The following is a 12,690-nucleotide window of genomic DNA, read 5'->3' as shown; positions in this document are numbered from 1 at the left end:
GCGGCTCGGTTCAGCAGGCTGATGGCTGTGTCCTGTGGCCGTTGCTGTCGTAGTAGACTAGTTGTTCAACTTACCCACCCAGGGTGCCCGAGCAGATGAACGAACAGGGACGTGATCCGCTGATCGAGATGGCCATGGAGCAGCAGGAGCTGTTTCCGATCCGTGAAGTTTCTCGCCTGACAGGCGTCAACGCTGTGACCCTGCGCGCGTGGGAGCGCCGCTATGGCCTGATTCAACCAACCCGTACCGACAGTGGTCACCGTCTGTACTCCCAAGCCGATATCGACGACATCCGCCGTATTCTTGGCTGGCTGGAGCGCGGTGTGGCGGTGAGCAAAGTGGGCAGTATCCTCGCCCGCGGCCATGCCCTGGCCGGGCAGGTAGGCCGTGCGACAGACACTTGGCTGCACTGGCAGCACCAGGCTCGCCAGGCGGTGCAACGTTTCGATCAGGCGCGCCTGCACCGCCTGTTCGATGAGGTGTTCGCCGCGAGTACGCTGGATCAGGTGTTTGCCGAGGTGTTCATGCCGGTATGGCAAGACCTGGTGGTCGACCAGCGCGGCTACGGGCAGGCCAGCGAGTGGCTGTTCCTCGACCAGTTCCTGCGTTGCCGGGTGTTTGCCCGCCTGCAGCTTGCCCATGTGCCGCGCAGCCGCACGGTGCTGCTGGCACCTTTGCCGGGTCAATGCCACGAACTGGAATTGCTGGTGACCAGCCTGACCCTGGGCTGCGAAGAAATTGGTGTGGCGCCGCTCGCGAGCGGGCAGCCGCTGCAGGAGCTGGCGCTGGTATGCGAACGCCTGAAACCGGACGCCTTGGTGCTGTTTTCCCATCAGTCACCCACAAGCGAAATCACCCGGCGCCTGACGCGCCTGGCGGCGGTGCTGGAGTGCCCGTTGTTACTGGCCGGTGAAGCGGCGGAAGCGGCACAGGACAGCTTGGCGGGCAGCCCGGTCGCCTGCCTGGGTGCGCAAAGTAGCGTGATGCGTCAGCGTTTGCGGCAGTTCCTGGCCGGTCAGCTCGATACCTGATTGTGCAGTTCGGGGTGTGCCCGGCGATGGGCCTGGAGAATATAGTCGCGCAGGCGCTCGATTTCTTCGGCTGGGCCTTGGCTGAGGTCGTAGGCCGCCAGGTCCGGGCCAATACGTCGGCCCAAAGTGCCGTGCAGTTCGATAGGAGGGATGTCGCCCGGGGCGAAGCGCAGTTCGAAACGGGCGGGTGCCGTTGACAGGTCACGCACTTCCAGCAGCACACCTTTGAACGAAATATCACGCACCCACAGGCCGCTTGCCTGGTCATGGGCATCGAGCAGCGCGCTCGGCTGGTCCATCGACAGGCGCCAAGGGCGCATCATGGGGCCGTCTTCGTAGATTTCCGGTGAGCCCAGTTGCAGGTGCAGCGCGTGGAACTCGTCCTCCACCAGTTGCAGTGGGAAACTGATCTGCTGGTTGTTGAACTGGGCCTGCAAGGTCACCTGCTCGTTGGCCACCAGGCGGGTGAGCAAGCTCTGGATTTTGCGGTCGCCATTGACCAGCAGGCTCGACATGGAGTCGGCCAGGTTCAACTGCGGCGAATGCTGCATGTTCTGAATGAAGTCCAGCTCGTCCTGGGTCAGGAGCGGGTCTGCTTGCATGATCGAACTCGGTGGTGGCGATTTCTTCAACTGGGTTGACCGTGAATGGGGCGTTTGGTTCAGACACGCTCGTCGGATTGTAGACGAGCGCGCAGCTCCGCCAGTTCCCGTTCCAGCTCGATCTGCCGGCTGACGTCTTTCTGAATGCCGATGAAGTAGGTTCGCTGGTCGGCGTCATTGCGCACCGGGGTGATCGACAGCTCATTCCAGAAGGCGCTGCCGTCCTTGCGATAATTGCGCAGCACCTCGCGGCAGGGGCGGCCTTCGGCCAGGGCCTTGCGGATACGCGCACGGCCAAGCTGATCGCGGTCGTCGGCCTGCAGGAAACGGCAATCCTGATAGAGGATCTCGTCACGGCTGTAGCCGGTCAGGCGTTCAAACGCGGCGTTCACGTAGATGAGGATGGTGTCGTCGCCTTCCTGTTCGGCGACCACGATACCGTCATTGGACGCATTGACCATGGATTGCAGCAACTGCGCGTTGATCATGTTCTGGCCCTGAGCAATGAGGGTGCGAAGAAGGGCGGAGATGGCGACTTTGGTAGAGGCGGCCTTTTGCCATTGCTGGATGCTAGTATCCTACGTTTTCACTCAGTTTCGGAATCCTCTACCCGATGAAAGTCGCCATTATTTCCGGATCGGTCTATGGCACCGCCGAAGAAGTCGCCCGCCATGCCGAATCGCTGCTCAAGGCTGCGGGCCTGGAGGCCTGGCATGCTGCGCGTGCCACCCTGCAGGACCTTGAGGGGTTTGCCCCGCAAGCCTTGCTGGCCGTGACCTCGACCACCGGCATGGGTGAACTGCCGGACAACCTCATGCCGTTGTACAGCAGCATTCGTGACACCCTGCCTGCGGCCTGGCGTGGTTTGCCGGGCGCGGTGATCGCGCTGGGCGATTCCAGCTATGGCGATACCTATTGCGGTGGCGGTGAGCAGATGCGCGAGCTGTTTGCCGAGTTGGGCGTGAACGAAGTGCAACCCATGCTGCGCCTGGATGCCAGCGAGACGGTCACCCCGGAGACCGATGCCGAGCCTTGGCTGGCTGAGCTTGCTCAAGCGTTGCAGGCCTGATTCGAAGCTTCACGCGCATGCTGCGGTGACCGTTCGTGCCACTGACTCGCCAAGTCATCAAGCTGGCTGGCAACGCAAGTTCCAGCCCGCGGGCTGCTGGCTAGACTCAGCCTCGACATAGAGAGCACATGTAAGTGCCGAGGTGACATGCAATGACCGCAGCCTTGCCCTATTCCGTCAACACCACTTCACCGGGACCGCTCTGATGCCCATGGCCGAGATTCCATTGTGCGTCTGGCGTACCCGGGGACAGAGTTTCATCTTCCGGGGCCAGAGCATCCGCTACTGGACCGCGGGGCAAGGAGAGCCCCTGCTGCTTCTACACGGCTTCCCCACCGCCAGCTGGGACTGGCACTACCTGTGGGGGCCCTTGACCCAACGCTTCCGGGTTATCGCCTGTGACATGCTCGGCTTTGGCGATTCGGCCAAACCGGTCGATCATACCTACAGCCTGATCGAGCAGGCAGACTTGCAGCAGGCCCTGCTCGGTCACCTGCAGGTCGACCAGCCTGTGCATCTGCTGGCCCACGACTACGGCGGCAGCGTGGCTCAGGAGCTGCTGGCGCGCCACCATGAACAGCGCGCCGACGTAGCCAGTTGCGTGTTTCTCAATAGCGGGTTGTTCCCCGAAAGTTGCCGCACGCTGCTGATTCAGAAGCTGCTGCTCAGCCGGTTTGGCTGGCTGGTAGGGCGCTCGTTCGGGCGTGACGACCTGGTGCGCAACGTGACCCAGATCTACGGCCCGTGCACTCACCCCAGTGAAAGTGCGCTGGATGATTTCTGGAGCCTGATCGTCGCCAACCGGGGCACGCGCATCCTGCACAAGCTGGTGGGGTACATGTCCGAGCGCAGTGTGTACCGCGAACGCTGGGTCGGGGCGATGCAGCGCACGAGCGTGCCACTGCGCTTGATCAATGGCGTGGTCGACCCGCTGTCCGGCGCGCACATGCTCGAGCGTTACCAGCAACTGGTGCCGCAGCCGGACACCGTGCAGTTGCAGGGCATCGGCCATTACCCGCACACCGAAGCGCCAGTACAGGTGCTGCGCCACTACCTGGCCTTTCGGGAACAGGCGCCTGGCTGCTTCCAGCAGAAGGTGGCCTGGTCCTGACCCGGCCTCATCGCCCTGGGTTATTGCCGGGCATTCAGCCTGGGTGAGCTTGATTGCCCCCCTGTCGCTGGCGGCGGACACTCGGCTGACCTGAACCAGCCTGGAGCCGTGCGCATGAGCGAGCCTGTCCATCTGCAAGATCGCGTGGTGATCGTCACCGGGGCCGGTGGCGGCCTGGGCCGTGCCCATGCGCTGTTGTTCGCCGCGCGCGGCGCCAGGGTTGTGGTCAACGACCTCGGTGGCTCCACCCACGGGGAAGGTGCCAGCGCTTCTGCCGCTGACCGGGTGGTGGAGCAGATCCGCGCCGCCGGTGGCAGCGCCATCGCCAACCATGACTCGGTCAGCCACGGCGCACGCATTGTCGAGCAGGCCCTGGACAGCTTCGGCCGTGTCGATGTGCTGGTGAACAATGCCGGCATCCTGCGGGACAGGACGTTCCACAAGATGGACGACAGTGACTGGGAGCAGGTCTACCAGGTGCATGTCGAAGGCGCCTTCAAGGTCACCCGCGCTGCCTGGCCACACCTGCGCGAGCAGAACTGGGGACGAGTGATCTTCACTGCGTCCACCTCCGGCATATACGGCAACTTCGGCCAGGCCAACTACGGCATGGCCAAGCTGGGGCTGTACGGGCTCACCCGCACCCTGGCGATCGAAGGGCGCAAGCACGGGATCCTGGTAAACGCCATCGCCCCCACCGGTGGCACGCGCATGACCGAAGGGCTGATCCCGCCGCAGATATTCGAGCGGCTCAAGCCGGAGCTGGTAAGCCCGCTGGTGGTGTACCTGGGTAGCGAGCAGTGCCAGGGTACGGGTGAACTGTTCGAGGTCGGTGGCGGGTGGGTGGGGAAGGTCCGGTGGGAGCGCAGCCTGGGCGTGGGCTTTGACCCGCGCGAAGGGTTTACCCCGGAGCAGGTGGCGGAGCAGTGGGCACAGATCGGTGATTTTGCAGGGGCGGTGCACCCGCAGGACAGTTTGCAGGCGCTGCAGCAGATGATGGATAACCTGCAGAAGTATCCGTTGGGCTGAGATTTGTACTGCCTGATTTCAAGGCAAATAAAAAAGGCCGCTGCAAACCGCAGCGGCCAATCGAGACGTCAGATCAAGGAGCTTCAAAATCTACGTCGGTGAACCTCGCAGGCCTGAAGGGCGGGGGGGGAGAAGCCCTTCATGCCGGCCAGTGAGTTAAGAATAAGCGGTTGATCCTGTGGGAAAAATAGCCGCTTATGACATTCACCTTTACGTATCGGGCAATAGTGACGCTGGCGCTCAGGCGGCGGGTGAGTAGCCCATGCGCCAGCTGGTTTCACGCGCTGCCGCCAGCAGCCGTTGCGCCGCCGGGCCATGCTCGTCGGCATGGAATATCGACGTCGGCCCGACCACCGTCATCACCGCAGCGATCTGCCCCATGGCATTGAATACCGGGGCCGAGAGGGCATCGACACCTGGCATCAGCAGGCCATGCACATGGTGCAGGCCACGCGCGCGAATGCCTGCCAGCACCGGCTGGTAGTCATCGGCGCCATGCTGCAGGGCGGCCAGCTCGCGATCACGTAGCTCCACGGTTTCACGCTCGGGCAGGTAAGCGGCGAACACCAGCCCGGTCGATGATGTGAGCAGCGGCAGCACCGAGCCCATCTGCGTCACCACGGTAACCGCGCGTACTGCCGGCTCGATAGTGACCACCGTCGCGCCCTGGTTGCCCCACACCGCAATGAAGCAGCTCTCGTTCAACTCGTCGCGCAATTGCGACAGCGGCAGCGCGGCAACCTTCAGTACATCGATGCTGCCCAGTGCCGCCAGCCCCACGCGCAACGCTTCGCGTCCAAGGCCGTAATGGTTGGTGGCTGCATCCTGTTCGGCAAAGCCGCTGGCGATCAGTGCCTGCAGGTAGCGGTGCACCTTGCTTGCAGGCATCTGCACATGTTCGGCCAGGCGTGACAGCGAGGTGGAGGGGGACAGCTCGGCAAGGGCCTTGAGGATGTCGGTGCCGACCTCCGCCGAGCGAACTTTCTGCTTGCCGTTGTCGGTGGGGGAGCTGGCTTTGGCCATGGACATCTTCTTCCGGATTCTTCAAGTGGGCCTTTATAGCTTGACGCCAGTCGCGTAGCAAATTACGTTATTCGTAATCTGATTACGATAAAAACAATGCAGACGCGCTGCCACCCCGTCACGGGCCAGCAGCCAGCTGCCAGCAACGGCTCGGCCAGAGCCCGGAGGCATCGATGAATCGCGATATGTCACCCGACCTTCACTACCTCAGCGGCTTCGGCAACGAGTTTGCCAGCGAAGCGCTGCCGGGGGCCTTGCCGGTCGGGCAGAACTCGCCGCAGAGGGCGCCCTATGGGCTGTATACCGAGTTGCTCTCGGGTACGGCGTTCACCATGGCCCGCAGCGAGCTGCGCCGCACCTGGCTGTATCGCATTCGCCCGTCTGCATTGCACCCGCGTTTCGAGCGCCTGGCGTGCCAGCCGCTGAGCGGGCCGCTGGGTGACATCAACCCCAACCGCCTGCGCTGGAGCCCCCAGCCAATCCCTGCCGAGCCGACCGACTTCATCGAAGGCTGGCTGCCCATGGTGGCCAACGCAGCGGCGCAAAAGCCGACCGGCGTGAGCATTTACATCTACCGCGCCAACCGCTCCATGGAGCGTGTGTTCTTCAACGCCGACGGTGAACTGCTGGTGGTGCCGGAGCATGGCCGCCTGCGTATCGCCACCGAACTGGGCGTGATGCAGGTCGAGCCGCTGGAGATCGCGGTGATCCCGCGCGGCATGAAGTTCCGCGTCGAACTGCTGGACGGCCAGGCCCGTGGCTATATCGCCGAAAACCACGGCGCCCCACTGCGCCTCCCGGACCTTGGCCCGATTGGCAGCAATGGCCTGGCCAACCCGCGTGATTTTCTCACCCCGGTGGCGCATTACGAAGAGGCCGAGGGACCGGTACAACTGGTGCAGAAGTATCTCGGCGAACACTGGGCCTGCCAGCTGCAGCACTCGCCGCTGGACGTGGTTGCCTGGCACGGCAGCAACGTGCCGTACAAGTACGACCTGCGCCGCTTCAATACCATTGGCACGGTCAGTTTCGACCACCCGGACCCGTCCATCTTCACCGTGCTGACCTCGCCGACCAGCGTGCATGGCCTGGCCAACATGGACTTCGTGATCTTCCCGCCACGCTGGATGGTGGCCGAGAACACCTTCCGTCCACCTTGGTTCCACCGCAACCTGATGAACGAGTTCATGGGCCTGATCAATGGTGCCTACGATGCCAAGGCCGAAGGCTTCCTGCCGGGCGGTGCCTCGCTGCACGGGGTGATGAGCGCCCACGGCCCCGACGCCGAAACCTGCGAAAAGGCCATTGCCGCCGACCTGGCGCCGCACAAGATCGACAACACCATGGCCTTCATGTTCGAGACCAGCCAGGTGCTGCGCCCGAGCCTGCAAGCCCTCGAATGCCCGCAACTGCAGGCCGACTACGATAGTTGCTGGGCCACCTTGCCGAGCACCTTCACCCCGAACCGGAGATAACCCATGAACCACACTGCCAATGCCCGTAGCTGGGTCGAGCACGCCAACGGGCACAGTGACTTCCCGCTGCAGAACCTGCCGCTGGGCATATTCAGCCGGCCTGGGGAGGCCAGACGCTGTGGCGTGGCCATCGGCGATGCCGTTCTCGACCTGCAAGCGGTGCTGGCCGCAGGCCTTTTCGACGGTGAGGCCAAAGCCGCTGTCGAAGCCACCTGTGGCGGCGCGCTGAACGCATTCTTCGCCCTTGGCCGCGGTGCCCGCGTCGCCCTGCGCGAGCGCCTGCAAGCGCTGCTTGGCGAGCACAGCGAACACCAGGCGGAGCTGAAGGCTGCGCTGTATCCGGCCAGCGAATGCCAGCTGCATGTACCTGCGCAGATCGGCGATTACACCGATTTCTACGTCGGCATCGAGCACGCCAAGAACGTTGGCAAGCTGTTCCGCCCCGACAACCCGCTGCTGCCCAACTACAAGCATGTGCCGATCGGTTATCACGGCCGCGCCTCGACCATTCGCCCGTCCGGCACCGACGTGCGCCGGCCCAAGGGCCAGACCTTGCCTGCCGGGCACACCGAGCCGAGCTTCGGCCCTTGTGCGCGCCTGGACTATGAGCTGGAGCTGGGTATCTGGATTGGCCAGGGCAATGACATGGGCCAGGCAATCCCGGTGGGCGATGCCGCTGAGCACGTGGCCGGCCTGTGCCTGCTCAACGACTGGTCGGCGCGCGATATCCAGGCCTGGGAATACCAGCCACTGGGCCCGTTCCTGTCCAAGAGCTTCATTACTACCGTTTCCCCCTGGGTGGTCACCGCCGAGGCGCTGGAACCGTTCCGCTGTGCCCAGCCGGCACGCCCTGAAGGCGACCCGCAGCCACTGTCGTACCTGCTGGACAAGCGCGACCAGGCCGCCGGTGCATTCGATATCGAACTCGAGGTACTGCTGCTGACCGAGCGCATGCGTGAACAGGGCGTTGCCCCCCACCGCCTGACCCTCAGCAACACCCGCAGCATGTACTGGACCGTGGCGCAGCTGGTTGCGCACCACAGTGTCAACGGCTGCCAGCTGCAGCCAGGCGACCTGTTCGGTTCGGGCACGCTGTCGGGGGCCACGCCAGGTTCGTTCGGCAGCCTGCTGGAGATCACCGAAGGCGGCAAGCTCCCGGTGGAGCTGGCCAGCGGCGAGGTGCGCAAGTTCCTCGAGGATGGCGACGAGATCATCCTGCGTGCCCGTTGCACCCGCGAGGGTGTGGCCAGCATCGGCTTCGGCGAATGCCGCGGCACGGTCATCGCAGCCAACTGAGGAGGCAGGGGCATGGAGCTGTACACCTATTACCGTTCCACCTCGTCCTACCGGGTGCGCATTGCCCTGGCACTGAAGGGGCTGGCCTGCCAGTCCCTGCCGGTCAACCTGCTGCAGGGTGAGCAGCGCGGCGAGGATTATCTGGCCATCAACCCGCAAGGCCGTGTACCGGCATTGCGCACCGATGGCGGTGAGCTGCTGGTGCAGTCGCCGGCGATCATCGAGTACCTGGAAGAGGTTTATCCACAGCCTGCATTGTTGCCGGCCACGGCCGAGGCGCGCGCCAAGGTGCGTGGGGTGGCGGCAATCATCGGTTGCGACATTCACCCGCTGCACAATGTCAGTGTGCTCAACCGCTTGCGCCACGCTGGCCAGGACGAGGGCCAGGTCAACCAGTGGATTGGCCAGTGGATCAGCCAGGGGCTGACAGCAGTGGAACAACTGATTGGCGATGAGGGCTTCTGCTTTGGCGATACGCCAGGGCTGGCGGATATCTACCTGGTCCCGCAGCTGTACGCGGCCGAACGCTTCAACATCGACCTTGACAGCTTCCCACGCATCCTGCGGGTTGCCGCGTTGGCTGCCGGGCACCCGGCGTTCGCCAAGGCTCACCCCGCCCAGCAGCCGGACAGCCCGGCTCAGTGAAGTGAACGGTTCGCCGCCGGCAGCTTGCCGATACGCTCGGACAGCTTCAGGCGCTGGACCGGGTCTTCGCTGAGCAACAAGGCATGCTCCAGGTCGAAGCGCTCGGCCTGTGGGCAATCCAGGTGCTGGTAGAGCGAAGCGCGGGTCATGTAGTCGCTGACTTGCACCGGGCCCAGCTGCATGACCCGCTCGGCATCGATCAACGCCGCCAGGTGGTTGTCGTTGCTGATGTGCAACTGGCGCAGGTTGCGTGACAGGCGTTGCAGCATCTGCAGCGGGCTGGCACTGCACAGGTGCTCGGCGGTGAGCGCCACGTGCGGGCCGAACTGCCGCGCCAGCAGTTCGCGGCAATCGCTGGGGTACAGGCGCCGACCGCCGCAGGGGTCGAGCAGGTGGTCGGCACCCGGCACGCGCAGCAGAAAGTGGCCGGGGAAGCCGACGCCTTCCAGCGGTATGGACAGGCGCCGGGCCAGCTCGAGGGCGAGGATGGCCAGGGTCAGCGGCTGGCCACGACGCCGCTGCAGCACCTTGTCCATCATCGCGGCATGTGGGCGCAGTGGGTGATACTCATCCTGCTGGAAACCCAGCGCATTGAGCTGGCGCAGCAGCGGCTGGGCCAGTTCGCACAGGGGCAGCATCGGCAGGTTGGCGCTGACTTCGCGCTGCAGGGCATGCAGCATGACAAGGCTGGCCGCAGGCTCGACGTTACGGTCGTGCTCGGCGGCAATCCACAATGCGGCTTCCAGCAGGGCGACAGGCTCGCGTTCCAGGCAGGCCAGGCAGGCTTGACGTGGCTTCATGGGGCTTCTCCACACACGCTTGAGTATTAGCCGTGGCGCGCGGTTTCGTCCAGTGGTCCGGCGGCAGTGCCGGCGCCGGCGGCATGCCTATACTGGTAGGAGCACCTCGTGGGGGAGCCTGTCGATGTTCGCACTGATGCAAAGCACCCGTACCCAGTCGCTGCATTTGTTCACCGACCCGCCCACGGGCCTCAAGGCCGTGGTGGTGATTCACAGCGAGCAGCTGGGCCCAGCCATGGGGGGGTGCCGCTACCTGCCTTACGCCGATGACGAAAGCGCCATGACCGATGCCATTCGCCTGGCCCAGGGCATGAGCTACAAGGCGGCGCTGGCCGGCCTGCAACTGGGCGGCGGCAAGGCGGTAATCATGCGCAACCCCCATGTGGAAAACCGCGCTGCGCTGTTCGAGGCCTTTGGCCGTTTCATCGATACCTTGCAGGGACGCTTCATCATCGCCGTGGACAGCGGAACCTCGACCCTGGACATGGACTGCATCGCCCAGAGCACGCCCCATGTGACCAGCACCACCGCCTCGGGCGACCCCTCGCCGCACGCGGCGATGGGGGTATTTGCCGGCATCCGTGCAACCACTTCGTTCCGGCTGGGCAGTGATGACCTGAGGGGCCTGCGGGTGGCGGTGCAAGGGTTGGGCAATGTGGGGTATGCGTTGGCCGAGCAACTGCATGCGGTTGGCGCGGAGCTGCTGGTCAGCGACCTGGATCCAGGGCGGGTACGGCTGGCTATGGAGCAGTTCGATGCCAAGCCTGTAAGCAACGATGCGTTGATCAGTACCCCATGCGACATCTTCGCCCCGTGCGGTGTAGGGCCGGTACTGAACGGGCAGAGCGTGATGCAGCTGCGTTGTGCGGCAGTGGCGGGGGCGGCGAACAACCAGTTGACCACCTTGCAGGTGGCCGACCAGCTGGAGTCGCGCGGGATACTGTATGCACCTGACTATGTGATCAATGCCGGTGGGCTGATCTATGTGGCGCTTACCCACCGTGGCGAGGACTTGGGCACCATCACCGCGCACCTTGCGGGGATACCTTCACGGCTCACCGAGGTGTTTGGCCATGCGCAGGCCGAGAAGCGCTCGCCGGCGCGGGTGGCGCAGATGCTGGCAGAGCGGTTGTTGTACGGCTGAGGGTTGATACCGGCTTGGCTGGCCTCTTCGCGAGTGAACCCGCTTCTAACGCATTACCTGCAGGAGCAGCCTTGTGCTGCGAAGAGGGCATTACTGCCTACACAAACCTGTTGCCCTGCTGGCCCCTTCGCAGCACAAGGCTGCTCCTACAGATCCTGTGCATGCTTTGAGATCTGCGCCGCCGATATCACTCGGCTGCACCACCTTCGAGCAATTCGGCCAACGCGTCCGGCTGGCTCTTGAAAGCCCGGGCGAACACATCGCGGTTCTTGGCCATGTAGATACCGGCTTCCTCGACCTGCTGCTCGGTCAGCGAGGGCACTGCCTTGTGCAGCACCTCGGCCAGGCGCTCGGCCAGTTCGAGCATCTTGTCGTGACGGTCTGCTTCGGCCTTATCCATGAACAAGCGCTCCGGGTCGCGGCTGCTGCGGTACACCACTTCGACGGCCATTCATCACCTCTATGCCTTTTTGCTGGTTGTGTTGCTTTTACTGTATCCATATACAGTAATGGCATTTGCCACCGCTGCGCAACCTGATTCTTCCGGCAAAAGCCTGCTGCACAGGTGCCTTGCGGCAATCGGTCGCCTTCCAACGAAGGGGCCTGGCCCTTTAACTGCATGGCACAAGCGTCACACCGCTGACGCATCATCCTTCAAGACGTATCGGGGAATGGAACATCGTGGACATCAAATGGGCAGAAAAGCTGCGCAAGGGCCTGCACGGTTCGGCAGACTCGCTGGGCAACCTGTGTGTCGAGGCCTTCCACTACCTGGCGCTGTTCGGCATTGGCGCGATCACGGCCTATGCGGCGGTGGTGACCTTTCTGGACATGCTCGGCAAAGGAGGAGTGAGCGTCGATGACATCCTGCTGCTGTTCATCTACCTGGAGCTGGGGGCAATGGTCGGTATCTACTTCAAGACCAACCACATGCCGATCCGCTTCCTGCTATATGTGGCGATCACCGCGCTGACCCGCCTGCTGATCGGCGATGTCTCGCACCACAAGGCGCCGGATGTGGGCCTGTTGTACGTGTGCGGCGGGATTCTGCTGCTGGCGTTCGCGATCCTGGTAGTGCGCTACGCCTCGTACCGCTACCCCTCGACCAAGGTGCTGGATGCCCACGGCAAGGAAGTGGAGGAGGGCAAGTAGCCCTCAGTTGGCGATGAAATGGCGCGGCTCATGACCCGCATCGCGGGTCAGCGCGGCCAGCACCTGCATGGGGTTCTGGCCCAGTTCGATGGCCAGGCCCAGGCGGATGCTGTCGATGACCCGTTGCAGGCGCACCGGGTCGTTGCGCTGGGCCTGGGTGATGAGGCGCTTGGCGACCACCCCGGCGTCGTCGGACAGCGTCAGCATGATGCTGCCGTCGAGGTCTGCGATGCTCAGGTTGACCCGGTATTCGGGGGCGAAGGCGGCACTGATGCGGGCAAATGGATTGATCATGGTCTTGCTTCTGCAGTGA

At 63.8% G+C, this 12,690-nt stretch carries 15 protein-coding genes; 9 read left to right on the top strand and 6 right to left on the bottom strand.

Going from position 1 to position 12,690, the window contains the following annotated elements; all coding sequences use genetic code 11:
• Positions 1 to 95 precede the first annotated feature (95 nt).
• A complete protein-coding gene (locus tag AC5O5R_RS23125; protein ID WP_172228478.1) occupies positions 96 to 1,031 on the top strand; it encodes a MerR family transcriptional regulator in 936 nt (311 codons plus the stop codon).
• On the opposite strand, the gene AC5O5R_RS23120 is transcribed toward AC5O5R_RS23125, so the two are convergent.
• Entirely contained in the window at positions 1,016 to 1,633 is a 618-nt protein-coding gene (locus AC5O5R_RS23120) for a hypothetical protein (protein ID WP_172228480.1), read from the bottom strand. The genes AC5O5R_RS23125 and AC5O5R_RS23120 overlap by 16 nt on opposite strands.
• 59 nt (positions 1,634 to 1,692) lie before the next feature.
• Positions 1,693 to 2,121, bottom strand: a complete 429-nt coding sequence (locus tag AC5O5R_RS23115; RefSeq protein WP_172228482.1) for a PAS domain S-box protein — start codon at positions 2,119 to 2,121, stop codon at positions 1,693 to 1,695.
• 125 nt (positions 2,122 to 2,246) lie between these two features.
• Between AC5O5R_RS23115 and AC5O5R_RS23110 the strand changes: the two genes are divergently transcribed.
• The 3 genes from AC5O5R_RS23110 to AC5O5R_RS23100 all read left to right on the top strand — a co-directional run bounded on the left by AC5O5R_RS23110 (position 2,247) and on the right by AC5O5R_RS23100 (position 4,842).
• Positions 2,247 to 2,702: a flavodoxin gene (locus AC5O5R_RS23110; RefSeq protein WP_172228484.1), complete on the top strand. Its 456-nt coding sequence runs from the start codon at positions 2,247 to 2,249 to the stop codon at positions 2,700 to 2,702.
• A 205-nt stretch (positions 2,703 to 2,907) separates the two neighbouring features.
• Positions 2,908 to 3,813 carry an alpha/beta fold hydrolase gene (locus AC5O5R_RS23105; RefSeq protein ID WP_172228486.1) on the top strand — a complete coding sequence of 302 codons (906 nt, stop codon included), beginning with the start codon at positions 2,908 to 2,910 and terminating at the stop codon, positions 3,811 to 3,813.
• Between the two features lie 114 nt (positions 3,814 to 3,927).
• On the top strand, positions 3,928 to 4,842 hold the full coding sequence (locus AC5O5R_RS23100; protein ID WP_494514758.1) for an SDR family oxidoreductase: 915 nt from the start codon (positions 3,928 to 3,930) through the stop codon (positions 4,840 to 4,842).
• 240 nt (positions 4,843 to 5,082) lie between these two features.
• On the opposite strand, the gene AC5O5R_RS23095 is transcribed toward AC5O5R_RS23100, so the two are convergent.
• Complete coding sequence (locus tag AC5O5R_RS23095; protein WP_494511668.1) at positions 5,083 to 5,865, bottom strand: IclR family transcriptional regulator; 783 nt, start codon at positions 5,863 to 5,865, stop codon at positions 5,083 to 5,085.
• Between the two features lie 173 nt (positions 5,866 to 6,038).
• Between AC5O5R_RS23095 and hmgA the strand changes: the two genes are divergently transcribed.
• From hmgA to maiA, 3 genes are read left to right on the top strand one after another with little or no spacing between them, the layout of a single operon-like run.
• Positions 6,039 to 7,340 carry a homogentisate 1,2-dioxygenase gene (hmgA, locus tag AC5O5R_RS23090; protein ID WP_172221762.1) on the top strand — a complete coding sequence of 434 codons (1,302 nt, stop codon included), beginning with the start codon at positions 6,039 to 6,041 and terminating at the stop codon, positions 7,338 to 7,340.
• A gap of 3 nt (positions 7,341 to 7,343) precedes the next feature.
• A complete protein-coding gene (gene fahA / locus AC5O5R_RS23085) occupies positions 7,344 to 8,636 on the top strand; it encodes a fumarylacetoacetase (RefSeq protein ID WP_172221765.1) in 1,293 nt (430 codons plus the stop codon).
• Positions 8,637 to 8,648: 12 nt separating this feature from the next.
• Positions 8,649 to 9,281, top strand: a complete 633-nt coding sequence (gene maiA, locus AC5O5R_RS23080; RefSeq protein WP_172221768.1) for a maleylacetoacetate isomerase — start codon at positions 8,649 to 8,651, stop codon at positions 9,279 to 9,281.
• Here maiA and AC5O5R_RS23075 read toward each other — a convergent pair.
• Positions 9,275 to 10,081, bottom strand: coding sequence for a SirB1 family protein (locus AC5O5R_RS23075; RefSeq protein ID WP_172221771.1), 807 nt, complete (start codon positions 10,079 to 10,081; stop codon positions 9,275 to 9,277). The genes maiA and AC5O5R_RS23075 overlap by 7 nt on opposite strands.
• A 124-nt stretch (positions 10,082 to 10,205) precedes the next feature.
• Here AC5O5R_RS23075 and AC5O5R_RS23070 point away from each other — a divergent pair, with 124 nt between their 5' ends.
• Entirely contained in the window at positions 10,206 to 11,225 is a 1,020-nt protein-coding gene (locus AC5O5R_RS23070; protein WP_172221774.1) for a Leu/Phe/Val dehydrogenase, read from the top strand.
• A 187-nt stretch (positions 11,226 to 11,412) separates the two neighbouring features.
• Here the strand turns inward: AC5O5R_RS23070 and AC5O5R_RS23065 are convergent, their stop codons facing one another.
• On the bottom strand, positions 11,413 to 11,676 hold the full coding sequence (locus tag AC5O5R_RS23065) for a YebG family protein (protein WP_016489064.1): 264 nt from the start codon (positions 11,674 to 11,676) through the stop codon (positions 11,413 to 11,415).
• Positions 11,677 to 11,906: 230 nt separating this feature from the next.
• On the opposite strand from AC5O5R_RS23065, the gene AC5O5R_RS23060 reads away from it, so the two are divergent.
• Positions 11,907 to 12,377, top strand: a complete 471-nt coding sequence (locus tag AC5O5R_RS23060; protein WP_172220830.1) for a phosphate-starvation-inducible protein PsiE — start codon at positions 11,907 to 11,909, stop codon at positions 12,375 to 12,377.
• A 3-nt stretch (positions 12,378 to 12,380) separates the two neighbouring features.
• Here AC5O5R_RS23060 and AC5O5R_RS23055 read toward each other — a convergent pair whose 3' ends face one another.
• Complete coding sequence (locus AC5O5R_RS23055; protein ID WP_172220827.1) at positions 12,381 to 12,671, bottom strand: DUF3509 domain-containing protein; 291 nt, start codon at positions 12,669 to 12,671, stop codon at positions 12,381 to 12,383.
• Between the last annotated feature and the right edge of the window lie 19 nt (positions 12,672 to 12,690).

It is taken from the genome of Pseudomonas sp. 8_5_2 (assembly GCF_059295255.1).
Note: the sequence above shows the minus strand (reverse complement) of the source record. Positions and strands in the feature narration are given on the sequence as shown.

Bases quoted from the DNA above. Each gene is read 5' to 3' on its own strand.
- AC5O5R_RS23095 (WP_494511668.1), bottom strand. From the start codon at position 5,865: ATGGCCAAAGCCAGCTCCCCCACCGACAACGGCAAGCAGAAAGTTCGC.
- AC5O5R_RS23120 (WP_172228480.1), bottom strand. From the start codon at position 1,633: ATGCAAGCAGACCCGCTCCTGACCCAGGACGAGCTGGACTTCATTCAG.
- hmgA (WP_172221762.1), top strand. From the start codon at position 6,039: ATGAATCGCGATATGTCACCCGACCTTCACTACCTCAGCGGCTTCGGC.
- AC5O5R_RS23070 (WP_172221774.1), top strand. From the start codon at position 10,206: ATGTTCGCACTGATGCAAAGCACCCGTACCCAGTCGCTGCATTTGTTC.
- AC5O5R_RS23055 (WP_172220827.1), bottom strand. From the start codon at position 12,671: ATGATCAATCCATTTGCCCGCATCAGTGCCGCCTTCGCCCCCGAATAC.
- AC5O5R_RS23075 (WP_172221771.1), bottom strand. From the start codon at position 10,081: ATGAAGCCACGTCAAGCCTGCCTGGCCTGCCTGGAACGCGAGCCTGTC.
- fahA (WP_172221765.1), top strand. From the start codon at position 7,344: ATGAACCACACTGCCAATGCCCGTAGCTGGGTCGAGCACGCCAACGGG.
- AC5O5R_RS23105 (WP_172228486.1), top strand. From the start codon at position 2,908: ATGCCCATGGCCGAGATTCCATTGTGCGTCTGGCGTACCCGGGGACAG.
- AC5O5R_RS23115 (WP_172228482.1), bottom strand. From the start codon at position 2,121: ATGATCAACGCGCAGTTGCTGCAATCCATGGTCAATGCGTCCAATGAC.
- AC5O5R_RS23100 (WP_494514758.1), top strand. From the start codon at position 3,928: ATGAGCGAGCCTGTCCATCTGCAAGATCGCGTGGTGATCGTCACCGGG.
- maiA (WP_172221768.1), top strand. From the start codon at position 8,649: ATGGAGCTGTACACCTATTACCGTTCCACCTCGTCCTACCGGGTGCGC.
- AC5O5R_RS23125 (WP_172228478.1), top strand. From the start codon at position 96: ATGAACGAACAGGGACGTGATCCGCTGATCGAGATGGCCATGGAGCAG.
- AC5O5R_RS23110 (WP_172228484.1), top strand. From the start codon at position 2,247: ATGAAAGTCGCCATTATTTCCGGATCGGTCTATGGCACCGCCGAAGAA.
- AC5O5R_RS23065 (WP_016489064.1), bottom strand. From the start codon at position 11,676: ATGGCCGTCGAAGTGGTGTACCGCAGCAGCCGCGACCCGGAGCGCTTG.